Below are 25394 nucleotides of genomic sequence, written 5' to 3' on the forward strand. Positions count from 1 at the left end.
GAACGATACAAGGAAATAGTTATCTCATGCCGACAGGTACCGTTAAATTCTTCAATGACGACAAGGGCTTCGGCTTCATCACCCCTGAGGGTGGCGGCCAGGACGTTTTTGTTCACGTGTCTGCACTGCAGAGCGGCGGGTCGCTCCGCGAAGGCGACAAGGTCAGCTTCGAAGTTGGACAGGATCGCAAGACTGGGAAATCGAAGGCTGAGAACGTCTCGACCATCTGATCGAAATCGAAGGTGGCCCAGCCTGCGTTGAGCGGGTTGGGCTCATCCTCACGAGTCGTGGGCGCGAATGCCTTCGTACTCTAAAGCGCGTCGCGATCTTTCAGGTTCGCTCTCGCGCTTTAGGTCTTTGTGCTACGCACGTCGTTGTCGCAAAACCGCTGCACGGTTTTGTGCGACATGCTTTAAGCCGAACCGACGGCAATCGAGGTCTGAGCGTGTCGTTTGACGTCAGCACCTTGGAAATTCCGAATATGACGCGTGACGACGCTCACGCCAGCGCAGTCGCGGCAAACTGAGCATTTTGTCTCTGACAAAAGGGGATGTTCCACGCATTCGCTTTAGACAATGCGAGAGTTCATCACGGCGAAGAACTCATCACACCCCTGATAGAATGCTTTCCGCGGCCTTCTCGGCAATCATGATCACCGGCGAGTTCGTATTGCCCGACACGATCGTCGGCATGATCGAGGCATCAACCACCCGCAGTTTCGCCAGCCCATGCACCCGCAATTGTGGATCGACAACCGCCATCATGTCGCTGCCCATCTTGCAGGTACCGACCGGATGGAAGATCGTCGTGGCGATATCGCCGACGCGACGGATCAGCTCCTCGTCAGTCCGGTATTCCATGCCCGGCAGCATCTCCTGCGGCCGGTACTTGGCGATCGCACCGGCCTCCATGAGCCGGCGGGCGTGCCGGATCGATTTCGTCGCAACCATCCGGTCGCCGACGGTCGAAAGATAATTCGGGCGGATTTCCGGCGCCACGGAAAGGTCCGGGCCGTCAACATGCACCGTCCCCCGGCTTTCCGGCCGCAGATTGCAGACAGAGACGGTGACGGCGGGATATTTGTGCAGCGGCTCGCCGAGCCGGTCGGTGCTCAAGGGCTGCACGTGATATTCGAGATCGGCGGTTGCAACGGCCGGATCGCTCTTGGCAAAGATACCGAGCTGGCTCGGCGCCATCGACAACGGCCCGGACCGGCGCAGCATATATTCAAGCCCCATACCCGCCCGGGTGAACAGGTTGTGGTACAGCTGGTTCAGCGTCTTTGCGCCCTCGATGCGGAAGACGGTACGGATTTGCAGATGGTCCTGCAGGTTTTCGCCGACACCCGGAAGTTCATGGGCGACGTCCAGTCCGGCAGCGGACAACACATCCGGGCGACCGACCCCGGAAAGCTCCAGGATTTTCGGCGAATTGATCGCACCGGCGGACAGGATGACCTCGCGACCGGCGCGAGCCAAGTGGCTCTGCCCGTTCAACCGGAACCGCACGCCGGTCACCATCCTGCCGTCGAATTCCAGCCGCTCGGTTTCGGCGTCGGTCAGAACACGCAGATTGGGCCGCTTCATCGCCGGGCGTAGAAAGGCCTTCGTCGTGTTCCAGCGCAGGCCACCGCGCTGGTTGACCTCGAAATAGCCTGAGCCCTCATTGTCTCCATCGTTGAAATCGGCGGGCTTCGGGATACCGAGTTCTTCGGCCGCATCGCGAAAAGCATCGAGGATCGGCCAGGAAAGCCGTTGCTTTTCCACCCGCCATTCGCCGCCAGCCCCGTGCATCCGCGACTTGCCACGATAGTTGTCCTCGGATTTCAGGAAATAGGGCAGCACGTCGTCCCAGCCCCAGCCGGAATTGCCAGCCTGCCGCCAGCCGTCGTAATCGGACGCCTGACCGCGCATGTAGATCATGCCGTTGATTGACGAGCAGCCGCCCAGCACTTTTCCACGCGGATAAGGCAGTGACCGGCCGTTGAGGCCGGCTTCCGCCGCCGTCTTCATCATCCAGTCGGTGCGCGGATTGCCCATGCAGTAGAGATAACCGATCGGCACATGCACCCAATGATAGCGGTCGCTGCCGCCGGCTTCGAGCAGCAGGACGCTGGTTTTCGGATCGGACGACAGCCGGTTGGCCAGCACGCATCCCGCCGATCCCGCACCGACGATGATGAAGTCGTAGCTTCCCGCATCAATGGCCACATCATCCACACGCATGTTCACGCCGCCGCCCCCGCTGCCGCCGGCGGGACCGCCGTCAGACGCCGCCAGAGCGGTGCCATTGCTTCGGCGATATCCTGATAGAGAGCGTAGCGTCGCGCGTAATGCACCTCAAGCGAGACATCCGGACGATAATGCCGCTCGGTGCGGACCATGGCCGCAGCACCAGCGCCGAAATCAGCGAAGACGCCGACGCCGGTTCCAGCCGCAATCGCCGCTCCCAGGGCACCGGTTTCGCGCGAGCGGGTAACGCTGACCGGAACGCCGAGCACATCGGCGAAGATCTGCGGCCAGATCAGGCTGCGCGAGCCGCCGCCGGACAGCACCGCTTCGTTGAACACCGCGCCCGCCTTTCGGATCGTCTCGATGTGCTGGCGATGACCGAATGCGACACCTTCGAGAAGCGCGCGAACGAGATGCCCCTTGGTGTGCCAGCCGGCAATGCCGTAGAAGCCGGCGCGTGCGTGACCGTCCTGCTGGGCGCCATAGAGATAGGGATGATAGAGCGGGTCGTCTGCCGCGGGCTCGATCGCCCCGGCCAGCGCGCAGCAGGCATCGAAGGGCGAAACGCCTTCCGCATGCTCGCCTTCGAAGAACTCCCTCACCAGCCATTCGAGATTGGCAGCCGAGGTGGCGCTGTTCTCCATCGCCATGTAGCGGCTGCGATCGAAGGTCGAGGACATGAAGACCGGCCCGTCGAGGTCGGGACTGTCTATAACGACCTGGTTGATGCTCCATGTGCCGGCAATGATAGAGGCGCTGCCGGTGCGCGAAACGCCCGAGCCGAGCGCCGAGGCGACGACGTCGAACAGCCCGCCGACCACAGGCGTACCGGCGGCGAGCCCGGTTTGCGTCGCGACCTCTTCCGTTACCGTACCGGCAATGTCGGCGCTTTCGATGAGCGGCGGCAAGAGGTCCATGCAATCGCCCAGTCCATAGGCTTCCATCAGTGCCTTGTCGTAGCGGCGCGCGGCAAGATCGAGCAGGCCGGCCCCCGACATGTCGGACACCTCGCTGACGCGGCGGCCTGTCAGACGGTTGACGACGAAATCTTTGGAGAAGAACACCGTGCCGATGCGATTGAACAGTTCCGGCCGGTGACGCTTCAACCAGGCAAGCAATGTCGGCGTCTGGGATGGCCACGGGCGCTGGCGGGCAATGGGATAGGTCCGGTCTCCAACGCCGGCCTCTCGCCATTCGTCGACCAGCCCGGCCGCCCGCGTGTCGAGCGACTGGATGCCGATGAGCGGAGCGCCGTCGCGATCAAGCGCATAGAGACCGTTGCCGTGCCCGGCGCAACCGATCGCGGCGATTTCCTCCGGCTTGATCTCTGCCTTTTCGATGCAGGCGCGAATGACCTGCCGTGCATTCGCCCATAATTCGTCCAGCCCCCGCTCGACATGCCCCGGGCTTGGCATGCGGCTGTGTCCCTCTTCGGACGCAGCCGCGATCTCGTTACCCGCGCGGTCGAAAATCACCGCCTTGATGACGGTGTTTCCGGCGTCGAGCCCCAAAAGATAGTTTCCCATGCAGAACCCCTCCCCAGATTCGAAATCGCTGCTCAGCCCTGCTGGTAGAGCGCAAAGGCCTGTTCGCCGCTCGCATCCTCGTGCACGATCGCCATCAGCCCGCGCACCACGGCACTCGGATTGGCGTGCTGATAGATGTTGCGCCCATAGACCATGCCCATTGCGCCTTGCCGCATCAAGGCTGCGGATTTGTCGAAGACGGCGCGAAGATCTTCCTTGCCGCCGCCGCGCACCAGAACCGGGCAACGGGCTGCTTCCACCACTCTGTGGAAATCCTCGGCATTGGTGGTCGGATCCGCCTTGACGATATCCGCACCCATCTCACGGGCGAGCCGCGTCAGCGTAACGATCTTGTCGGCATCGCCATCGACCATGTAGCCACCCTTTTCGGTGACCGGCTGCATCACCAGCGGCTCGATCATCAGGGGCATGCCATACTTGTCGCAATCGGCCCGCACGCGGGAAATGTTCTGCACGCATTGGCGGAACAGGTCTGGCTCGTCCGGCAGCATGAACAGGTTGACGACGACGCAGGCCGCATCCATTTCGATCGCGCCGATCAACGGCTCGGCCTCGTTCTGCAGCACCGCCCACATGTCGCGGTGGCGGATCCGGTTATAGGGATTGCCCATGTCGATGCGCATGACCAGCGACGGCTTGTCCTTGCCGGGCACCTCCTGCAGCAGGTCCGCCTGGCCGTAGTTCATCTGGATCGCATCCGGCCCGGCAGAAACCAGCACCTTGACGACGGCCTGAATATCCTCCAGCCCGTTGAGGAAGGACGGTTCGTTGCAGACGCCGTGATCGATCGCCACGTCGAGGCAGCGGCCGCCGCCGAACAGCCGGTTCATCCGGACTTTGCTGTTGTGTCGCATTCTGTGCTCCTTGGTTCGTTCCTTGCCGAAAGCATATCTTCGTCGACGCCGTGGCGTTCGGTAAGAAGGGTGAGAAAACGATCGCGCTCACGGGCGTGATGCGCGAGCGTCCAGTGCTTTTCCTGCGCCAGCAGGTCGAGCGCGGCATCCATCATGTCGAGCGTAAGCTCGCCCGAAACGGCAAGCGTCGTGCGCCGTAAAAGCAGGTCGTCGAGATGTTCCACCGCTTCACCGCGGATCAGGAACTGCAATTCGCGCACCGAGTAGCCGGCGTGCGGCAGCACCGCATCGGTGCCCGCCGCGATGAAACCGGCAACCGCCTCGGCATCCGTGCCATATCGAGCAAACAGCTCAGCCATGCGCTGGATGGAAAGGCCTTTGCTGGCCGCCACCTGCGTTAGCCAGACAGGCGCGTTGGTGGGAAATGCCTGCCCGCCGCCGATCGGCCGATCGGTTGTCGTAATACGGCGCTGCCTGCCTAGCCTTTCCAGCGCCATGTCGGCCGCCAGTTCCCCGAAGGACCGGAATGTCGTCCACTTGCCGCCGATCATGCACAGAACCGGTGGGCCACCATCCGTCGGTTCTACGACCGTGCAGAAATGATCGCGCGGAATGCGCCCGGTAAAACTGTCGGTGCTGGCCGGCAGCGGCCGCACGCCGGAAAACTGGAAAACGATCTGTTCCGGCCGGATGGCAATATCAGGCAGCACGAAGGCGAGCGACTGCAGGATATAATCCCGCTCGTCCGCCTCGCAGCGCACCGTTTCCGGATCATCGACGCGGATATCGGTGGAACCCACGAGAACCTTGCCGAGATAGGGAAAGAGGATGCAGATCCGCCCGTCTTCGTTCTCATAGTAGATCATATGATCAGCGAGCGCGTCGCGCAGGTCGGCATTGTCGATGATCAGATGCGAGCCCTTGGTGCCGCCCATCAGCGGTGACGGCCGCGCTTCTGGCGAAAGCAGAGTCTGATTGGCGATGTCGATCCAGCCGCCGGTGGCGTTGACGATCAGCGCCGGTTCGACGGTAACCGACGCGCCGCCGATCTGGTCTTCGACACGATATTGGCCATCCTCTGTCCGACGCAGTTCCGCATAGTTCAGTGCCATCGCCCCAAACTTTGCTGAAAGACCGTCCTGCAGAAGCTCGATGCCCACCCGCTCCGGGTGGCTGACCCAGGCGTCGAAATAGGTGGCGGAACTCTTGATGTCGGGATTGAGCGCCGGCCACTTGGCAAGCGTCGTGCGCCGGCCGCGAAACTGGTGGCGCGGCATCAATGCTCGCTTGCGCGTCAGGAAATCATAGATGCTCAGGCCCGCCTTGATGGCAACGGCGCCACGCCGGCTCGGGCGGCGGCTGAGGCCCAGGAAGCGGACGATGCCATTGCCAAGGCCGGAAAATATATCGAACACCGGCACCGTCGTCGGCAGCGGCGCGACGTAATGCGGCGCGTTGCGCAGCAGCCGGTCCCGCTCGACCAGGGATTCCTGCACCAGCTTGAATTCGCCGTTTTCAAGATAGCGAAGCCCGCCATGCACCATGCGCGACAGCGCCGAGCTGGCCCCGGAGCAATAGTCGTGTTTCTCGACGAGCAGCACGTTCAGTCCCTGCAGCGACAGCTCGCGAAAGACGCTGATGCCGTTGATGCCGCCGCCGATGACGCAGACGTCCACCTTCGGGCTCTGGCGGAGCCCGTCCAATATCTCTTGCCGTTTCATGATGGCGATCCGCTACCTGTCCATGTCAGTCAGTTTCGCCGCTATGGCCGTATCGATGGCGGCAAGATCGACCGCATCCAGCCGGATGGTCCCGGCCCGTGCATTGTCGAGCGCCTGTGCCGGATTGCGCGCCCCGCAAAGTGCAAAGGTGACGCCCGGCTGCGCCAGCGTCCAGGCAATCACGATCTGGGCGATGCTGGCGCCGTGTTTTTCGGCGATCGGTTGGATGGCGTCGGCCAGCGCCGTCGCCTTCTGGCGGTTGCCGACTGAAAAGCGCGGATTGCCCTTGCGCTGATCGTCGCCGGAAAACACACGGTCAGGACCGATGGTGCCGGACAGCAATCCTAACGCCAGCGACGAGTAGCTCAGCGTCGCAATGCTGTTGGCCTCGGTCAGCGGCAGAAGCTCCGCCTCGATCTCCCGGTCGATCATGCTGAACCGCTCCTGGATCGCATCGAGACCACCGGCAGCGATATAGGCATTAAGGTCGTCGGGGCTGACATTGCTTGCGCCGATCGCCCGGATCTTGCCCGATATGCGCAGGTCTTCCAGCGCCCGCATCGTTTCCTCAATCGGGGTCGTCGGGTCCTGCCAATGGGTGATGTAGAGGTCGATATAGTCGGTTCCGAGCCGCCTCAGGCTTTCCTCGACCTCATGCAGGATCGCGTCGCGGCCGAGATAACGGTGCACCGGCTTGCCGTCCTGTTCGAAGAAATGACGGCCCTTCTGCGTATGCCAGACAAGGCCGCATTTGGTGGCGATGACAGCCTTGTCGCGTCGCCCGGTCAACGCCCTGCCGACGATCTCCTCGGAACGTCCAAGCCCATAGGCCGGTGCCGTATCGATCAGCGTCACGCCGGCATCGAGCGATGCCTGGATCGCGGCGATGGATTCGGCCTCATCGGTCCCGCCCCACATCCAGCCGCCGATCGCCCAGGTGCCGAGTCCCACCGCCGAAGCGGAAACGCCCGATTTGCCGATCTCACGTGTCAATTGCTGTCCGCTCATGCCCATTTTCCTTCGCCATTCGCCAGTGCCAGCACGCGGGCACCCGTCGCCTCATCGGTCACCAGCGTATCGAGATGATTGCCGCGCAGAACGCTGAGGATCGGCCCTGCCTTGTTCGGCCCGCTCGCCACACCGATCTTGGTGGGGATCGAGGCGAATTCCGGCAGAGTCAGGGACACCAGCGAACGGTTGAGGCTGTAATCGCAGACCTGGCCATGATCATCGAGCAGATGCGCCAGCAATTCGCAGGAGGCGCCGGAGCGCTCGATCGCGGCGCGGTCGGTGCTCGAGGACGGATGCAGGTCGTAATAGCTCGAATCGTCCGAGAGGATCGAGCCGATGCCGACCACCGCCACTTTCGCCTCGCGCGCCCGTTTGAAAACGTCTGCAACGGAACGCATGTTGATCAGCATCGCCCGCTGCTCGGCATCATCGGCAAAGAGGGGCGCATGGATCTGGTAGGAACGCCCCCCAAGCCGGTCAGCCATCAAGGTCGAGACATGGTTGACATCGGTATAGTGTTTACCTTGCACGCAGCCGGTTGCCGGAATGACCTCGACATTGAACCGACGCGGCGGCTGCAGACCGGCCACGACGGCGCTCACCCCTTTGCCGCCGGTGATGCAGATCGTATCGCCGTCGGTGATCTCTTCCAGCAGCAACCTTGCTGCTGCCTCGCCGACGGCTTGAAGCGCCGTCTGCGGATTGTCGGACACTGTCGGCACCACCACGGCGCGGCCGATGCCGCCAAGCGCTTGTAGCCGTTCTTCCATATCGACCAGCGGCTCGACCGGCGACTTGATCTTGATCTCGACCAGGCCGAGCTGGCGGCCGCGCTTGATCAGGCGATTGACGGTGGCGTGCGAGATGCCGAGCTGATCGGCTATCTGCGCCTGTGTCAGTCCCTCGAGGAAATGTAGGACCAGGGCCTGGTGCATCTGCCGGGCGATGACGATTTCCTCGCGCGGCGCATTTGCGGGTTTGAGCTTGGCTATCGGCATATCAGGCAGCCTTCCGCTTGTGCAGGAAATGGTCGATCGAGACGGCGGCAAGCAGAATGCAGCCTTTGATCATGTCTTGCCAATAGACGGACACGTCAAGCAAGATCAACGAGCTTGTTACGACCGACAGCAGGGCAATACCGAGAATAGCCCCAAGGATCGTGCCGGAGCCGCCATTCAGCGACGCACCACCGATCACCGCCGCCGCGATGATGTTGAGCTCCATGCCAACACCAAAGGTCGGGGTCGCGGCGCCGAAGCGGGACATATAGATCACCCCGGCAACGCCGGACAGCGTGGCGCAGAGCACCGTCACCCAGAACTTTACCTGGTTGGTCTTGATACCGGAATAGAGCGCCGCCTTTTCGTTGCTGCCGGTGTAGAACACCTTGCGGAAGGCGGTTGCCCGGCGCAGCAGGAAATCGAACAGCACGACGACCGCAACAAAAATTAGGATCACATAGGGGACGCCATAGAACGTGCCCTGCCCGACCGCCTTGAACGAGGGCGGCAAGGTAAACAGCGACAGTGGCGTGCCCTTGGTGATGATCAGGCAGATACCACGCACGATGACCATCGCCGCAAGCGAGGTGATGAAGTGGTTGAGCCCGACAACCGTGACGAAGAAGCCCATGACACAGCCGATCAGACCGCTGGCAATGATCCCGATCAGGGATGCGCTCCACGGATCGAGCCCCATCAGGAACAGTGAACCCGACAGCACCATCGAGAAGCAGACCACCGAGCCGACCGACAGGTCGATGCCGCCGACGATCAACAGGATGGTCATGCCGACGACGACGATCCCTTCCACCGAAAACGACATCAGCATCGCCCGGAAGTTGCCGAGCGTCAGAAAATGCGGCGAGGCAAAACTCATGACAATGCAGAGCGCCAGGATGATCGCGATCAGTCCCGCCTCGCGCATCGTCCCCAACCGTTTCCAGCCGGGCGCGCGCGCCTGATGTGCCGTTGCCAATGTAGCGTCCGCCATGACCCTGTCTCCTGCCCCTGCTTTTTCCCTACGCGGCATGCTCTGATGCCTTTGAATTGTTGTGGCCGCCGATCCCCGAGGCGAGCCGCATGATCGCTTCCTCCGTCATCGCCTCGCCCTCGACCTCGCCTGCAACGGTGCCTTCGTGGATGACCAGCACCCGGTCGCACAGACCGAGAAGCTCCGGCAGTTCCGACGAGATGACGACGATGCCGATGCCGGAGCGCGCGAGATCGCGCAGCAGCCGGTGGATTTCCGATTTGGCGCCGACATCGATGCCGCGGGTCGGCTCGTCCATCAGGATGACCTTGGGATCGACCGCCAGTTGCTTGGCAATCGCCACCTTCTGCTGGTTTCCCCCCGACAGCGACGAAACCGGCATGTCGATGCCACCCATCCGCACGCCGAGCCGCCGGACCAGGTTGTGGGCACGATCCGCCTCGGCCTTGGAATTCAACAGTCCCAGTGGTCCGGTCAGCGATTTCAAATCGAGAACGGCAATGTTCTGGGCAATGGAAAGATCGAGGAAAATGCCGGAGCCTTTCCGGTCTTCCGACAGATAGACGACGCCCGTCTGCGCGGCCTGCGCATAAGAGCGCGCCCGCAGCCGCTCTCCATGCAGTTGCACCTCGCCGCCGGTTACCGGCCGCAATCCGCAAATACCTTCGGCTATCTCGGTGCGGCCCGAGCCGATCAGCCCGCCGACGCCGAGAATTTCACCCTTGCGCAGGTCAAAGCTCACATCCGTGAAGCGGCTGCCGTCGCCGAGATCGCGGACGCTCAGAATGATCTCGTCGGTCCGCTCCGTCGGCGCCTGCTTTTCCGGATAGAGCTGGGTGATCTCGCGTCCGACCATGCGGCGCACCACATCATCCGGCGTCACGTCCGCCACTTTCTCCGTCGAGACATAACGGCCATCGCGAAACACGGTGACCCGGTCGCAGAGGCTGAAGATTTCGGCCATGCGGTGGCTGATATAGATGATCGAAATACCTTGCGCCTTGAGGTCGCGGATGATTCCGAAGAGGATCTGCGTCTCCGATTCCGTCAATGCCGCCGTCGGTTCGTCGAAAATCAGCACCCGACAATCGAGCGTCAGTGCCTTGGCGATCTCGACAAGCTGCTGGCTGGAGATCGACAGGTCGCCGACTTTGCGGCGCACGTCGATCGGCGCCAGACGGTTCATCACGACCTGCGCATCCCGCTCCAGCCGGCCATAGTTCATGAAAGGCGAGCGGCGGCGGTTGGTCGCCGCCATGAACATGTTCTCGGCCACCGTCGCATCGGGGCAGAGCGCGATTTCCTGATGCACGAGGCCAAGCCCCAGCGATTGCGCCACGGCCGGCGACGTCACCTTTACCGGCGCGCCATCGACGAGAACGTCGCCCTCGGTCGGCTGCAACACGCCGGCAATGATGTTCATCAGCGTCGATTTGCCCGCGCCGTTTTCGCCGCAAAGCGCATGAACCTCGCCTTTTTCCAAGCTGAAGCTCACCTCCGTCAACGCCTTCACCGCACCGAAGTGCTTGCTGACATTGCGGATTTCCAGAACCGGCACCGACGCCATCATCGTCTCCTCCTCACGCTTGCGGTGGCTGTCCGGAGCTTCGTGCCCCGGACAGCCAGCACAAAGGTCTATTCCTCGATGCCTTTGGTGCCCCGCCGCTTCAGATACTTGTCCCAGTAGAAATCGTCGGCATTGGCTGCCGTGACGATAGACAGGCCGTTGTCGACGAACGGAATGCTCATCGGGTTGAAGCCAACGCGCTTGGCGTCGTTCATCGGGTCGATGAGTTCTGGATGCTTGGCAAGCCACAGGAGCATGAAGCCCATGTAACCCTGCATGCCCTGGTTGGGGTTGATCGAGCCGAACACTTCGCCCGCCTTGATCATGTCGAGGATGTTGGCGTTGACGTCGGCGCACATCACGAGGATCTTGCCGCCGCTTTCCTTGTTGGCCTGCGAAGCGCCGATGGCCGAATTCGCTTCCGGCATGAAGACGGCGCCAATGTTCGGATGTGCCTGCACCAGGCTCATCAGGCCCTGATAGGCCTTGTTCGGGTCCTGGTTGGACGCAGCGCGGCCGACCAGCTTCATATCAGGATATTTTTCCTCCATACGGGCGATGAAGGCGGCGATACGCTTGTCGTGGTTGTCCTGGCCCGGATTTTCCAGAACGGCATATTCACCCTTGCCACCCATCTTTTCGGCAATCGCGTCGGCCGCATAGGTGCCTTCGCGGGTATTGTCCGAGGTGACGAACGAGATGCGCTTGGAGAGCGGCGCATCGGCTGCGAAGGTCACGACCGCCGTGCCCTGGTCGATCGCCCGGTTGATCGGCTCGATGAACGGGTCGGAGTTCATCGGGTGAACGAGAATACCGGCCGGGTTCTGGGCCAGCGCCTGGTCGAAAGTGGCGATCTGCTTGTTGACGTCATATTCCGGCGTGCCGGTATAGGCAGTCTCGCAACCGAGCTGCTGACCGGCCTGCTTGAACATTTCATAGACCGGGAACCAATATTCGACGCCCGATACCATGACGTTCATGACGTATTTTTCACCGGGCTTGCAGCGGAACGGATTTTCCGTGTCCGCGCTGGCCATGCCGGCATAAAGCGTCGATGCGAGGACCGCCAATGCGGTCGTGCTTAGAAATTTGCGCAAGTTTCCTCCTCGAGGCCGAAGCCCCTCCCAAATATCCGGCGGCGCCTCAGCAGCTGCCGATGATCCATTGAAGACCGGAGTTCCTCCTCGAAGTCCGGTATGGGCAGATAATCGCAACGGCAGAGCGCTGTCAATATAATTCATGCTATGAAATATATTTCAACACTATCCACTCGTGTGGCGGTCGATGCCTGCCTGCAAGCGCTCAAAGGTTAATACCGGTCGTCATAGCGACTGGCGATGTCGTCCTGCTCCGCAAACGACCCAGCCGGAGCACTTCCGCTTTCCCCGCGCCATGGAAACGCTTTATCTTTTTTGGTTTTGTGCAATTTCGGGCGCAAGACCGCTGCGCACTTTGCTGGATGCTCTACAGCCGATTGGCGCGCAACAAGGTGTCACGAGACAAATATCCCGCAAGCGTCCCATTCGCGGCTCTAACGTGCAGACCCGGCATCTCACCGGAGAGGATAAGCGCCAAGGCGTCGTGAACCGTGGCGTCAGCGTCGATCTCGGCATCGCCGTTCGACGGTTCCGGCGCGGTCATGATCATCGATACGGCAATCAAGCTCAGCCTTTTTATGGCTCGGTCGGGGCCGAGGAAACTCTCGACGAATTCATTGACGGGACGAGCGAGGATTTCCTGCGGGGTATCATATTGAAGAAGGCGGCCATCCCGCATGATGGCGATGCGATCACCCATCTTGATCGCCTCATCGAGATCATGGGTGACGATGACGACGGTCTTCTTCACCTTCCTGAGAATATCGCGGAATTCGTCCTGAAGCCGAACGCGGGTGATCGGATCGATCGCGCCGAATGGTTCGTCCATCAGCATAATGGCAGGGTCGGCGGCGAGCGCACGCGCGAAACCGACGCGCTGACGCTGCCCGCCCGACAATTCGTGTGGCAGGCGCTGCCGCATGATGGCCGGATCAAGCCCCACGAGATCCAACAGTTCGTCGACCCGGCGATCACTGCGCGCCTTTTCCCAACCGAGAAGCCGCGGCACGGTCGCGACATTGCGCGCGATCGACATATGCGGAAACAGACCGACTTGCTGGATGACATAGCCGATGCTGCGGCGCAGCTCTTTCTGATCGACCCGGGCGATATCTCTGCCATCGACCAGCACACGTCCCGTCGTGGGTGTTTCCAACTGATTGATCATGCGCATGGTCGTGGTCTTGCCGCAGCCTGAAGGGCCGATCAGGGCAACCGTCGTACCGGTCTCGATCAGAAGATCGAGATTGTCGACCGCATGCGAGCCGCTTCCGCCGTAATTCTTCGTAACATGGTCGAGATGAATCATCCTGATATCCGCTTTCGGCCGCTTAGCGCCGTTGAGTGAAGACGCGCTCCAGTGCGCCGAACGCCAGTTCCGCAAAGATCGCGAGCAACGCGATCGGGACCGCTCCGACGAGAAGGCGCGGCATGTTCATGATCGCAATGCCGGCATTGATGAAATCGCCAAGCCCGCCGCCGCCGATGAAGGAGGCCAGCGCCGCCCCGCCGATGACCTGGATGGCACTCGTCCTGACGCCCGACAGAATCGACGGAACGGCCAGAGGAAGTTCGATCTCCCACAGCATCTGACCCGCGCTCATGCCCATTCCGTCGGCCGCATCGATCACCGAGGCGTCGATCTCGCGGATGCCGATGATCGTGCTCAACAGCAGCGGCGGCACGGCAAGGACGATGAGGGCGACCACCGACGGCAACAATCCGATGCCGAGAAACGGCATCGCCGCCGACAGGATTGCAAGGCTCGGTATGGAGCGCAAGGCGCCGGCAATATTGACCACTGCAAAGGCGGCACGAGGTGCCCGTGCAACGGCAAATCCGAGTGGCACGGCAATGACGAAAGCGATGCCGAGCGATAGGACGCACATCAGAAGATGGCGATTGAAAGCGTTGAAGAAGGTACCGGAGTTGTTGAAGATCCAGCTGAATGCATCGATAGCGATCATGCTGCTTTACCTCCACTGCGCCGGCGCAGCAGCTTTTCGAACGATGCAAAACAGTAGTCGGCAAAGAGCGCCAGAAATGACGTCAGCAGCCCGCCCGCGATGATCTTTTCGGGAAACCGCTGGTCGATCCCTTCGAAAATGATGACGCCGAGCCCGCCGGCATTGATATAGGCGGCAACGGTCGCGATGCCGATGACCGTCACCATGGCAATGCGGATACCGCCGACGATATAGGGCATCGCCAGCGGCAGCTCGACTTCCCAGATCCGGCGCGCGGTGCCGTAGCCCATGCCATCGGCAGCTTCGAGTATGTCACGCGGAATTGCCTGAAACCCCATGCCGATATTGCGGATCAGGATCATCAGCGAGTAGGCGGCAAGACCGGTAATGGCGGGTGCCGCCCCAATCCCCATGACAGGAATGAGAAGCGCAAACAGCGCCAGGCTCGGCACGGCGAACAGGATACCGGTGAAGATGATGATAACCGCAAAGCTCCGCGGCCGCCTTGCCGCCCATATCCCGACGATCAGCGAGATCACCAGGGCAATGCCGACCGAGGAAAAAACGAGATACAGGTGCTCCAACAGCGCTTCGAATAGCCGGTCGAGGTGTTTAGGGACCCATTTCATTGTCGAGACCTCCGCGTCCGGGCGCTCGTTCGCCTGTCTACCATGAGATCCCCAATCTGCGATCGGCGTCGTCGGCTCTCTGCGGCAGGACATCGTAGGCCGACGGAGCGACCGACGAAAATCGCCTGAGGCCGAGCCGTTCCAAAGCCGCCGCTCCCTCAGGCGTTTCATGCAACGTCACGAGGCTCCGCTGTAACGCTGTGGCGATGTCCGCGGGTAATGTTTGCGCGGCAACCAACAGCGGCGCAGGAAGCGGATCAGTCGTCGCCAGAATGCGAAGGCCATCGATCGCGTCGCGTTCGTGCATCGACAACAATTGAAAGGCATAAGCGTCGATCGCGCCCGCATCGATCCTACCATCCTTGAGGGCTGCGACGATGCCTGAGGGATTGAGCAGTGGTCCGACCGTCGTGCTCTGCTTCATCGTGCCCGCAAATCGGCCGGCAAGGTAGGAGCGCGCCGCGTGGTAGCCCGATTGGGAATCGCGCACGGTCCAGCCCCAGCGTGCCGCAGCGAGATCCGCCACCGCGTTCACCGGCCCGGTGGAGGCGACGAGGATGTGGCTGGCATAGAACGGCTGGTCCAAAGACCATGCTTCGCTCGAGACGGGTGCAGCAAGGGCAGCCGGTCTTAGGCCCTCAGGCATGCGCGAAAACGGATAGCCACACATGAAGACCGCTCCCATGTCCGGCCTCGCCCATAACGCCGACAAGGGTGCTGGTGCGGCATGAGCGATGATCTCCAGCTCGACGCCGGAACGTAGGCTGACCAGCGCAAACAGCGCGTCCCACAGGCCGCGAATGCGCGGACTGAGATTGTACATTCTCGAACAGGCGATTGGCTTGGATATGACCATGGCTATTTAGGCGAACCGCAGGCGCTGGCCGATATTCATCTCCCTGGCCTTCTCCACCATGGCGGCGCCGAGCGCCACGTCGGTCGTGCTGAGGCCGCGATGCCAGAACAGGATCGTCTCCTCGTCGCTCTCGCGGCCGGGTTTCATGCCGCAGACGATCTGGCCGATTTCGGCATGCAGGTTCTCGGCCGTCACCTTGCCCTCGTCGACGTGACGGCGAAGTGCTCCGAACGGCTTGCCGGGGCCGCATTGTCCCCAATCGTCGACGACGACCTTGTCCATGATATCGGTGAGATCGAATTCAAGCGCGCTCATCGTGCCATAGGGCACGACGAAGGCCCCTTTCTTCACCCATTCCGTCTTGAACAGCGGCGCCGGTTCCGGCAGGCGGCTGGCCTCGACCATGATATCGGCGCCCTTGAGGCAATCCTGCCAATTGTCGGTGACGATGATCTTCTTGCCGATATCTGCCTCGAGACGCCTTGCGAAGGCATCGCGGCTTTCCGGGCGGCGTGAGTGTACGCGGATTTCATCGAAATCGAAGAGATGGTCGAGAAGCCGGACATTCCAGTAAGAGGTTCCGCGAGCACCGATATGGCCGAGAATCTTGCTGTCCTTGCGGGCGAGATACTTTGCGCCAAGGGCGGTCACGGCGCCGGTGCGCATGTCGGTGATAGCAGTTGCGTCGATGATGGCCTTTGGCACGCCCGTGTTCGGGTCGAACAGGTTGAGGACCGCAAGCTCCGAGGGCAGATCGACCTTATAGTTGTCGACGAAATCGCCGACGACTTTGACGCCGGCATAGTTCAGCGCTTTGACATAACCGCGAAGCACGTTGAAATGGCCTTTGTCGGAGCTCTCCGGCACAAGATGAACACGCGGCTCGATGACGGTTTCGCCCCTGCCCTGCGCATCCAGCGCTTTCGACACCGCATCGAGAATCTCGTCATTCGTCAGCGCCAGCGCCTTGGCATCGAGGGCGTTGAGATAATCGATCCAGATTTCCTGCATTTCCCGCTTCTCCACATTCCTGTCCGGCTGCTGAACGGACGGATTTTCGAACAAACACCGTAAGAAGATCGCCACACCAGATCGCGGCCGGATCGATACCCGGCCGCGGGCGTGACAATCATTTCGGCAGCAGGCCGTTTTCCTTGAGGAATTCAACCGCCACGTCCTTGGCTTCCTCGTGATCGGTCTCGACCTTGGCATTGAGGACGCGCATTTTCTCGTTATCGAGATGGGTGCCGACGGCTTCCAGCAGTTCGGCAACCTTCGGATTGGCCTTCAGCACGTCCTGGCGGACAACCGGGGCCACGTAGTAGGGCGGAAACAGACCCTTGTCGTCTGCCAACGGCACGAGGTTCTTCGAGCCGATCTGCCAGTCGGTCGCGGCGCCATTGGCGACGTCAATGTCCTTTTGTTCCAGCGCATCATAACGAAGGCCAAGCTTGGCAAACTGCTTGAACTCCTTGAACTCGGCGTCGTAGACACGCTTCAGGCCGGGCAGGCCATCGGCGCGGTCCGGAAATTCAGCGCCGCCGCCGAAGACCAGGGTCTTGGAAACCTTGGCGAGATCCGACAGGCTTTTCAGATTGTTGGCCTGCGCCGTTTCCTGCCGGACCACGATGACATAGCCATTGTTGATGCCGCTCGGCTTCAGCCAGGTGAGGTTGAACTGCTTGGCGTAGAAATCCTTGACCTGCGTGTAGACCTTCTCGGCATCGGTCGACATCTCACCCTTGACGACAGAAGCCAGCGCCGTCCCGGTATATTCCGGATAGAGATCGATCTCGCCGGCTACCAATGCCTGGTGAGCAATCAGCGTGCCGCCGAGGTTGATCTTGCGCTCGACGGTGATGCCGGCATTTTCCAAAACGGCGGCGTACATTTCGGCGAGGATGAACTGCTCGGTGAAATTCTTGCTGCCGACCTTGATGGTCTCCGCGGATGCAGACTGGAACATGGCGGCTGTCATGATGCCGGCTGCAAAGATGCCTTTTGTCCAATTTTTCATAGTCATTCCCTCTTGTTGACTTTTCAATGAACGAACCGACGGCATTCCCCGGAATAACCGTCGGCATGACCGGTCGGCACCCTGCCCTTCTTGCCGGGGCAGTGGCGAACCGGCTTATTGCGGGCCGAGCCCGATCAATGCGGCAATCGTCGCAAAATCCGGCCCTTGCGCGCGATCCTCTTCAAGCGCCGGGACGTGGGTGCGCACGAAAGCATAGGCTTGCGCCGATCCCTTGCCCAATTCGCCCGAGACGCCTCTGAGTTCGACGGCCTGTACCGATGCGATCAGTTCGATGGCGACCAGATAGCGCAGGCGCTCGACGATTGCCTGCGCCTTTGCCAAAACACTCGGAGCCATCGATGCCTGGTCTTCGACGCCATCGGCGACAGGAATGGGCGAAAGCGAAACCGGCATGGCCAGATGGCGGATTTCGGCCTCCATGGCCGAGACGGTCTTTTGCACGGTCGCAAAACCGGTACGGCTCTGGCCCATCGGGGTCAGAAAGCGTGGCAGGTCGGACATAGCAGGCGACATGATTTTCATGATCCGATAGGCGGTGCCTGCCGCACAATGTGCCATCGCCTGCCCCAGCCTTTCCCAGGCGAGCACAAACGCGGTCATGTCAAAATTGCCGTGTGAAAGAATGACGCCTTCGGATGCGATCACGACAGGATTGTCGCTGGAACTGACGAGCTCAATGTCGGTCGCCTGCCTTGCCTCATCGATCGCATGCCTCAACGCGCCCCAGACCTGCGGTGTGCAGCGATAGCTCAAAGGATCCTGGAGACGCCTTGCTGCATCGGCGGCAAGCAAGGAGCTGCCCGAAAGAAGCTCCATCAGCTGAGCCGCGACGCGGCGCTGCCCAAAGGCCGGTCTTGCAGCCAGAGCGCGGTCGTCGAAGGCACTGACATTGGCGCGAAACGCTTCGAAATTAACGGCAATCGCCTTCAGGGACCAATCGAAGAGCTGCTCGATATCCACAAGCGTCAAGCAGGCGAGGCCGATGGAGAGGCTGTTGGCCACAACAAGCGCATGCCCGTCCTTCGGCGCGAATTCGAGAGGCTTCAGGCCGGCCCTTTCAAGGGCGATGGCGGCCGGCAGCACTTCGCCGCCAAGCTCGATCTCACCGAAGCCCAGAAGGCCCCGGCTCATATGGGCAAGCGGCGCCAAATCCGCCGCACCGATCGAGCCCAATGAGGGGACGACAGGATGCACACCTGCGTTGATGGCGGCAATCAGACCGTGGAAGACTTTCAGCGAAACGCCGGAACCGCCCGCCGCCATGCCGGCGGCCCTGACCGCCATCATCGCCCGCACGAATTCCTGGGCAAGCGGTTCTCCGACGCCGACCGAGCGGGCTTGCGGCACGCGCATCTGGAACGCCACCAGGTCTTCCGTTGCAAGTCGTGTATCGATCCCTGCTCCCAGTCCCGTCGTCAGGCCATAAACCGGCAGATCCTTTTCGGTATAGCGATCGACGACGGCGCGCGCGGCCACAATCCGGGCCTCGACCTCGGCGGAGATTTCGATCCTGGCGTGGCGACGGGCAATTGCTGCGATGTCCTCGATCGTCGGCGGCGTCGCGCTGAAGGTGATCGATGGAGAATGGGTGGCGCTCACAGTTTCTCTCCGAGAATGGCGACGGGCCTGGAGGGTCCCTTGGTGGACCGTGCTTCCAGCCGATATTGCGCGCCGGGATAGTATAACAGCGCGCAGGTCACGACGGCCTCGCCTGACCAGGTTCTTCGAAAGACGCGCAGGCAAGGGTGATCATTCCTGAGGCCAAGATATTTGCGTATCGTCGTATCCGGCTTGACGGCCTGGACGATATGTTCGAACGCCGTTATCGGAGCCACCTTCGTCAGATATTCGTGCGGCGTCATGCTGCGGAAATCAGTCGAGAGATAGTCGGGCGCGACCAGGGGATTGACGTAGCGTTCCTCGACCTGAATGGGCCGGTCGTTTTCCATGTGCACGATCAGCGAATGCATCACTTCCGCGCCGAGGATGAGTTCGAGCGCATCGGCAACATTGGCATCCGCCTTCATCAAGCCGGCCGCGACGACAGCTGCCTGATGCTTGTGACCCCGTTCCAGTATTTCGTCGGCTATGTTGCGGATTTGAAGCAGATCGACATCGAGGTGCTTTGGCGAAACGAATGTTCCGATCCCGGCGGATCGCTTGAGAACACCCTCGAACATCAACTCCCTCAGCGCCCGGTTCGCCGTCATGCGGCTGACGCCGAATGCCGCCACCAATTCGCTCTCAGAGGATACCCGGTCTCCCGGCTGCAGCTTGCCCTCGGCGATCTCGGCCAGGATCTGCTCCTTGATCCTGATATAATGGCGCGCCTCGCCGGCGGCCGGTTTGACCGCTTTCGTCATGACAACCTCGCCATGCCATTGTCGAGGATGGTCGCGCCGCGACAAGCAACGAGGCCTCGGAAGCGAATCTCGGCATCATTCCGCCACATCTGCACGGTGATCGTTTCGCCGGGAAAGATCGGCGCGCTGAAACGCGCCGCGATGGCGGTCAAGCCGCTGGCCATGCCTGGATCGATAGCAGCGACAATGGCGTAGCCCGCATAACCGAAGCTGCAGAGCCCATGCAGGATCGGCCGGTCAAAGCCGCTTTTGCCGGCTGCCTGCGGGTCGACGTGCAGCGGATTGAGATCGCCGTTCAGGCGATAGAGCAGTGCGGCGTTGTCAGGGATGTCGATATTGAATTCAAGGTCCGGCTCTCTGTCCGGGACTTTCGGCAACGGTTCGGGCGCAGATCCTGCCGAGCCGCATCCACCGTCACCGCGGCACGCATTCGTCTGGACGATGGTCGCGATCGGCTCATTACCGTCCACGGTTGCGATCAAGCGCTCGAAGCTGACGAACATTCCTTTCTCAACGCCGCGGTCGATCACCGACAGGACGCGCGAGCGGGAGACGAGCGGCACATCGAGGGGGACCGGCCGATGGATCGTCAGGCGATGTTCGGAATGCACCAGACGCGCCCAGTCGACGCCTGTGTCCTTCATCCATGGCCCCGGATGCGCCACGATATTGGCAAGGGTCGGCACGGTCACGAGATCGCGTTCATAGACGTAGTTCAATGCTTTTTCGTCGAGCGCGTTGGTGCCGTAGCCAACCGACAGGGCGTAAAGGATGGCATCCCTTGCGGTGACCACATGTGTTGCCTGCGGCACCGGAAAATCGAGGATGGATTGGGCCGATAGCGTCACGAAGCGGCTCCCCCGGATGCTACGGGTTTGCGAACGCCACCGGACAGGCGGATGCCGCCGTCAACGGAAAGCAATTCGCCGGTGACGAAGTCTGCCCCCTGAACAAGCCAGACAATCGCGCCGGCAACGTCTTCCGGTGTCGCAACCCGACCGAGCGGCGCGGTTTCCGAAAATCGCTTGGCAATGGCTCCATAGGCATCCGGCCCGAGCGTGTCGCGCATCCAGCGCGTATCGATGATGCCGGGACAAACCGCGTTCACGCGGATATCGGGACCGCAGGTGCGGGCCAAAGCCAAAGTCAGCGCATTGAGCGCGCCCTTGGAGGCCGTATAGGCAAGCGAGCTGCCGCCGCCGGTAAAGGCAACGTTGGATGAGACATTGACGATCGCACCTCCACCGCTGTCCCGCATCGCCGGCACCGCCGCCCGGCACATCTGATAAGCGCCGATGACGTTGACGCCGAAAACGTTCTGAAAATCTTCGCCCGATAATGTCTCCAGATCGAAAGGATCGGATTTGACCGTCATTGCGGCATTGTTCACCAGGGCGTCGAGCCGCCCCCATCGATTGACGGCAACCGCGACCATCCTACGGCAAGCCGCGTCGTCGGCAACGTCGGCCTGGACGATCTCGACCTCTGCGCCCAGACTGCGGCAGATATCGCCGGTCTCATCGGCCTCTTTTTTGCTGCGGCTGTAGTTGATGACCACCCGGGCGCCGCCCTCGGCGAATTGCTTCACGCATGCAGCCCCGACGCCCGTTGCCGAGCCCGTGACGATGATGGCGGCTCCATCGATTTTCATGGGGCAAAGCCCTTCATGGCATGGGTCGAAAACAGGCGCGCATCCATCTGCTTCAGCTGGTCCGACACCGCGATGCCCTTCGGCAGGCGGTCGAGAACATCGGCGGCAAGATCGATGCCGGGGGCAAACTCCGTCAGCGTCAAGCATCCGCCGATCACCCGAAAAACCGCCCGCTCGGTGACGACGAGCTGTGACTGTCCCTCCGGCGCAAAGGCCGGGCTCGAACTGATCTGGTCGACAGCCTCGACGATCTTGCAAAGGCGGCCGTCCCTGATGATGTCGAGCCTGCCGTCGGCAACCGCAATTTGCGCGCCGCCAGCCGAAAACGCGCCGAGATAGACAACATGCTTGGCCGTCTGCGAGATATTGGTGAATCCACCGACCCCGACGATGGAATTATTGAAGCGGCTGACATTGACCGCCCCATGCCGATCCACCTCTGCCATGCCGAGGAAGGCGATATCCAGGCCGCCGCCGTCGTAAAAGTCAAACTGCGATGCCTGTGGGACGATGGCAGTCGGATTGACGGCGGCGCCGAAGGACAGCTCCTCGGCCGGCACGCCGCCGATGACGCCGGATTCGATCGTCACCGTATAATCGTCGAATCCCTCTTCGCTGGCGATGCGGCCGATCCCGGCGGCAATGCCGATGCCGAGATTGATCGTCGGGCGGTTCAGCGGCGCCAGTTCCAGGAAGGCACGTCGCTGAATAATCTTATCGACCGACAGCGGCGCCGGCTGCAGGCGGCTCGCCGCCATCCGGACGCGTCCGGTATAGGCGATATTGTCCGTCTCGGCGAAACTGATGCCGTGCTGGGCCGGATCCTCGCAGACGACCACATAATCGACCAACGCCGCCGGGATACGAACGTCATTGGGCTGCAGCGAGCCGCGCTCGGCAATCCGCTTGACCTGCACGACGACGATGCCACCGGAGTTTCGGCCCGCCTGCGCCATGGCGAGCACGTCGAGCGGGAAGGCCTCATCCTCGAGGGTGATGTTACCGTCTTCGTCGGCCGTCGTTCCGCGCAAGAGCACGCAGTCGAGCGGCATCGACGGATAAAGCAGCCATTCCTTGCCGCGCAACGACACACGCTCGACAAGGGGACGCGGCGTCGTCGCATTCATGCGGCCGCCGCCATGAAGCGGATCCATGAAAGAGCCGAGCCCGATATGGGTGACCACCCCAGGCTGACCGGCGGCAATCGCCCGATAGAGCTGCGCGATGACGCCCTGCGGCCAGCAATGCGCTTCGATCTTTTCCTCGATCGCAAGCTTTCCAAGGCGCGGCGTTCCGCGCCATCCCCCTGCAATCACGCAGGCGACCAGGCCTTCGTAACCGAAGTGCCCCATGCCACGCGTCTGACGATCGCCCGTGCTGGCAGCAAACAGAAGCGTCAGGTTGCGGGGTTTTCCAGAGGCGAGGAAACGCTCCTCGACAGCGGCCGTGATGGCCTCGGGATGGCAGCATCCTCCAAAACCGGAAGCAGCGACAGTCATCCCGTCTTCGAGAAGATCCGCAGCTTGCTGTGAAGAGATGACCCGCATGACGATCTTTGCTTCCGTCTGACCTGTATATACAGGCTAGCCGCTGATCGTTTGGAAGGCAACCGGAATCTTTGCAAGTATTTTGGGCATATCACCTCGATCAGACGATATTCAGCAGCCCGATCAGGCAAAGCCCGAGAGCCCCCAACGCCAGCAGCGACAGCGCAGCCGCTGCGAGGACACGACCGCCGGTATGAGCGACGGATCTGACATCGACGGAGAGGCCCAAAGCGGCCATTGCGGTGACGGTGAAGGCGGCGGAGACAGTCGCCATCCCGGGCAGCAGCGGCGCCGGGATAGCGTCGAGGGAACGAAGCGTCGCCATGGCTGCAAAACCGAGGATGAACCATGGGAGAACATGGCGGAGATTGACCGGCGAACCGCCAGGACGGCGGCCATGAACTGCGCCGAGCACGAGGATGACGGGTCCGAGCATCATCACGCGGATCAGCTTGACGAGCGTGCCCACCTGGGTGCTGACAGCTCCGGCAGAGGCCGTGGCCGCCAAGACCTGCGGGACGGCATAGGCTGTCACTCCTGCGAAAACGCCATATTGTACAGCGCTGAGACCAAAGAGCAGGTGAAGAAGCGGCAGCGTCAGCACTGCACCGATGCCGAGCAGTGCGGTAAAGGCTATCGAGGCCGCGATATCGTCGGGTTTGGCGCCGATCACCGGCGCTGCGGCGGCAATTGCAGAATTGCCGCAGATCGAGTTGCCGCAAGCAACCAACGTCGCCAGGCTGGCCGACAGCCCGAAGAGCCGCCCGATAACAAAGCTGCCGACCAAAGACAGAGCAACCAGAACGGCAATTCCACCGACAAGCGGCAGTCCGGCCTGCCTGATGGCAGCCGTGCTGAGCGAGGCGCCGAGCAACACGACCGCAATCTCGAGCAGTGTCTTAGCGGCGAATTGGATGCCGGGAATGAAGGTCTGCGGCAAGCAGACCGAGGAGCGCACGGCAATGCCGATCAGAATGGCGAGCACGAGGCTCTCGATCCAATGCGAGCCGAAAACCATCATCTGCAGCTGTTCAACGAAATAGGCAGAGAGCGTGACTGCCGCACACAGGACGAGTCCCGGCAGGACGGCAGGAAGCGACAGGAAACGTGAGGCGGAAACGAGCATCGGCAGGACCTTGCGGAGGACCGTAGTCTCCCACACTCAATTGTCGACTTCCATTGAATAGTATAGCATGGTTCATTCGGTAAAATCGAACGATTGAATCATGACATTTGAACAGCTTTCCATTTTTGTTGCGGTTGCGGAACGCGAGCATCTGACCAAAGCCGCCTTTGCGATCGGACTCACGCCATCGGCCGTCAGCTCGGCTATCCGCAATCTCGAAACCTCCTATGGCGTCGAGCTTTTCCATCGCGTCGGACGCCGCATAGAGCTGACATATGAAGGACGGGTGTTTCTGGGAGAGGCTAGAGCGACGCTGGCGCGCGCAAAGGCGGCAGCGCTTGTCTTGTCCGATCTCGGCGGCCTACAAAAGGGTGAGCTTGTCGTTTTTGCAAGCCAGACGATCGCCAGCTACTGGCTACCGGCGATGCTGATGCGTTTCAAGATCCGCTACCCGGGCATTGACCTGAAGCTGATGATTGGCAACACGACCACGGCGGCAAAAGCGGTTCTCGATGGATTGGCCGAAGTCGGTTTCGTCGAAGGCAGCGTTGATGAGCCGGCGCTGCATGTTCAGCCGCTTGCCGAGGACGAACTCCTTGTCGTCGTCGGTCCGCGCCATCCCTGGGCGCGTGGCAAACCAATTGCACCGGCAGAGCTGGTTTCGGGCACAAAATGGGTCATGCGGGAAAAGGGGTCCGGAACCCGGTCGGCTTTCGAGACGGCGATTTCCAATCTCGGCATAGTCCCCGGAGATCTGGCTGTCGCGCTTGAGCTGCCGTCGAACGAAGCCGTCATATCGGCAGCAAGAGAGGGCCTTTGCGCGACGGTCGTCTCAGGTGCCGTGGCCGCGCCGCTCTTGACGCAAGGTCTGCTGGTAAAGGCGCGCTTCCCCCTGCCGTCCCGCCAATTTGCGATCCTGCGGCATAAACAAAGGCACTCCAGTCGAGCCTCGCTGGCGCTGGAAACGATTTGCCGCGAGGATAAAGCTGCCGAAGTCCAGAATTGGGATGATTGGGCGCTCTAGACCTGACCGCCACGCTCACTGCCATCGTCAACGGCCATAAGCAGTGCCAGATTGAGGATCTTGCCGTGGAATTGCCCCACAGGATGATCGTGCCTAAAGGCTCCCGTCGGCCCGTAGCGGTCGTCGCCATCATTGAATTCCAAGGCGAACTTGCCGAAGCCTCCTCGCTGTAA

Annotated in this window: 24 protein-coding genes; 3 read left to right on the plus strand and 21 right to left on the minus strand. The window is 61.4% G+C overall.

The genetic code is table 11. The features are described from left to right. Positions 1-26 precede the first annotated feature (26 nt). Complete coding sequence (locus FFM53_RS26370; RefSeq protein WP_018480679.1) at positions 27-230, plus strand: cold-shock protein; 204 nt, start codon at positions 27-29, stop codon at positions 228-230. Positions 231-605: 375 nt separating this feature from the next. Here the strand turns inward: FFM53_RS26370 and FFM53_RS26375 are convergent, their stop codons facing one another. From FFM53_RS26375 to FFM53_RS26475, 21 genes are all read right to left on the minus strand, one after another. Continuing rightward, positions 606-2225, minus strand: coding sequence for a GMC family oxidoreductase (locus tag FFM53_RS26375; RefSeq protein WP_425504966.1), 1620 nt, complete (start codon positions 2223-2225; stop codon positions 606-608). 2 nt (positions 2226-2227) lie between these two features. Then, positions 2228-3757 carry an FGGY-family carbohydrate kinase gene (locus tag FFM53_RS26380; RefSeq protein WP_138388835.1) on the minus strand — a complete coding sequence of 510 codons (1530 nt, stop codon included), beginning with the start codon at positions 3755-3757 and terminating at the stop codon, positions 2228-2230. Between the two features lie 32 nt (positions 3758-3789). Then, positions 3790-4632, minus strand: a complete 843-nt coding sequence (locus FFM53_RS26385; protein ID WP_138388834.1) for a class I fructose-bisphosphate aldolase — start codon at positions 4630-4632, stop codon at positions 3790-3792. Continuing rightward, positions 4605-6353: a glycerol-3-phosphate dehydrogenase/oxidase gene (locus FFM53_RS26390; protein WP_138388833.1), complete on the minus strand. Its 1749-nt coding sequence runs from the start codon at positions 6351-6353 to the stop codon at positions 4605-4607. Before FFM53_RS26390 ends, FFM53_RS26385 begins: the two co-directional genes overlap by 28 nt. 12 nt (positions 6354-6365) lie before the next feature. After that, on the minus strand, positions 6366-7361 hold the full coding sequence (locus FFM53_RS26395) for an aldo/keto reductase (RefSeq protein WP_138388832.1): 996 nt from the start codon (positions 7359-7361) through the stop codon (positions 6366-6368). Beyond that, positions 7358-8362 (minus strand): sugar-binding transcriptional regulator, encoded by a 1005-nt coding sequence (locus tag FFM53_RS26400; RefSeq protein WP_018480685.1) that lies wholly within the window; start codon positions 8360-8362, stop codon positions 7358-7360. The genes FFM53_RS26395 and FFM53_RS26400 overlap by 4 nt, the downstream gene beginning before the upstream one ends. Before the next feature lies 1 nt (position 8363). Next, on the minus strand, positions 8364-9356 hold the full coding sequence (locus tag FFM53_RS26405; RefSeq protein WP_018480686.1) for an ABC transporter permease: 993 nt from the start codon (positions 9354-9356) through the stop codon (positions 8364-8366). Between the two features lie 28 nt (positions 9357-9384). Beyond that, a complete protein-coding gene (locus tag FFM53_RS26410; protein WP_138388997.1) occupies positions 9385-10923 on the minus strand; it encodes a sugar ABC transporter ATP-binding protein in 1539 nt (512 codons plus the stop codon). A 68-nt stretch (positions 10924-10991) separates the two neighbouring features. Beyond that, a complete protein-coding gene (locus FFM53_RS26415) occupies positions 10992-12020 on the minus strand; it encodes a substrate-binding domain-containing protein (protein ID WP_138388831.1) in 1029 nt (342 codons plus the stop codon). 367 nt (positions 12021-12387) lie between these two features. Continuing rightward, positions 12388-13329 carry an ABC transporter ATP-binding protein gene (locus FFM53_RS26420; RefSeq protein WP_138388830.1) on the minus strand — a complete coding sequence of 314 codons (942 nt, stop codon included), beginning with the start codon at positions 13327-13329 and terminating at the stop codon, positions 12388-12390. 22 nt (positions 13330-13351) lie between these two features. Continuing rightward, entirely contained in the window at positions 13352-13987 is a 636-nt protein-coding gene (locus FFM53_RS26425) for an ABC transporter permease (RefSeq protein ID WP_138388829.1), read from the minus strand. Then, entirely contained in the window at positions 13984-14616 is a 633-nt protein-coding gene (locus FFM53_RS26430) for an ABC transporter permease (RefSeq protein WP_065283107.1), read from the minus strand. Before FFM53_RS26430 ends, FFM53_RS26425 begins: the two co-directional genes overlap by 4 nt. Before the next feature lie 37 nt (positions 14617-14653). After that, positions 14654-15472 (minus strand): phosphate/phosphite/phosphonate ABC transporter substrate-binding protein, encoded by an 819-nt coding sequence (locus FFM53_RS26435; protein WP_138388828.1) that lies wholly within the window; start codon positions 15470-15472, stop codon positions 14654-14656. A 6-nt stretch (positions 15473-15478) separates the two neighbouring features. Next, complete coding sequence (locus FFM53_RS26440; protein WP_138388827.1) at positions 15479-16483, minus strand: ornithine cyclodeaminase family protein; 1005 nt, start codon at positions 16481-16483, stop codon at positions 15479-15481. A 118-nt stretch (positions 16484-16601) separates the two neighbouring features. Further along, complete coding sequence (locus tag FFM53_RS26445; RefSeq protein ID WP_138388826.1) at positions 16602-17489, minus strand: glycine betaine ABC transporter substrate-binding protein; 888 nt, start codon at positions 17487-17489, stop codon at positions 16602-16604. A gap of 114 nt (positions 17490-17603) precedes the next feature. Further along, positions 17604-19109 (minus strand): HAL/PAL/TAL family ammonia-lyase, encoded by a 1506-nt coding sequence (locus FFM53_RS26450; protein WP_138388825.1) that lies wholly within the window; start codon positions 19107-19109, stop codon positions 17604-17606. After that, positions 19106-19873, minus strand: a complete 768-nt coding sequence (gene hutC, locus FFM53_RS26455; protein ID WP_138388824.1) for a histidine utilization transcriptional repressor HutC — start codon at positions 19871-19873, stop codon at positions 19106-19108. The genes FFM53_RS26450 and hutC overlap by 4 nt, the downstream gene beginning before the upstream one ends. Continuing rightward, positions 19870-20721 carry a MaoC family dehydratase gene (locus FFM53_RS26460; protein WP_138388823.1) on the minus strand — a complete coding sequence of 284 codons (852 nt, stop codon included), beginning with the start codon at positions 20719-20721 and terminating at the stop codon, positions 19870-19872. Before FFM53_RS26460 ends, hutC begins: the two co-directional genes overlap by 4 nt. Further along, positions 20718-21524: an SDR family NAD(P)-dependent oxidoreductase gene (locus FFM53_RS26465; RefSeq protein WP_138388822.1), complete on the minus strand. Its 807-nt coding sequence runs from the start codon at positions 21522-21524 to the stop codon at positions 20718-20720. The genes FFM53_RS26460 and FFM53_RS26465 overlap by 4 nt, the downstream gene beginning before the upstream one ends. After that, positions 21521-23071 (minus strand): acyl CoA:acetate/3-ketoacid CoA transferase, encoded by a 1551-nt coding sequence (locus tag FFM53_RS26470; protein WP_138388821.1) that lies wholly within the window; start codon positions 23069-23071, stop codon positions 21521-21523. The genes FFM53_RS26465 and FFM53_RS26470 overlap by 4 nt, the downstream gene beginning before the upstream one ends. A 100-nt stretch (positions 23072-23171) precedes the next feature. Next, on the minus strand, positions 23172-24233 hold the full coding sequence (locus FFM53_RS26475; RefSeq protein ID WP_138388820.1) for a YeiH family protein: 1062 nt from the start codon (positions 24231-24233) through the stop codon (positions 23172-23174). Positions 24234-24297: 64 nt separating this feature from the next. On the opposite strand from FFM53_RS26475, the gene FFM53_RS26480 reads away from it, so the two are divergent. Both FFM53_RS26480 and FFM53_RS26485 read left to right on the plus strand, forming a co-directional pair. Next, on the plus strand, positions 24298-25221 hold the full coding sequence (locus FFM53_RS26480) for a LysR family transcriptional regulator (protein ID WP_138388819.1): 924 nt from the start codon (positions 24298-24300) through the stop codon (positions 25219-25221). After that, positions 25209-25394 (plus strand): hypothetical protein, encoded by a 186-nt coding sequence (locus FFM53_RS26485; protein ID WP_138388818.1) that lies wholly within the window; start codon positions 25209-25211, stop codon positions 25392-25394. Before FFM53_RS26480 ends, FFM53_RS26485 begins: the two co-directional genes overlap by 13 nt.

It is taken from the genome of Rhizobium indicum (assembly GCF_005862305.2).
Classification (GTDB): Bacteria; Pseudomonadota; Alphaproteobacteria; order Rhizobiales; family Rhizobiaceae; genus Rhizobium; species Rhizobium indicum.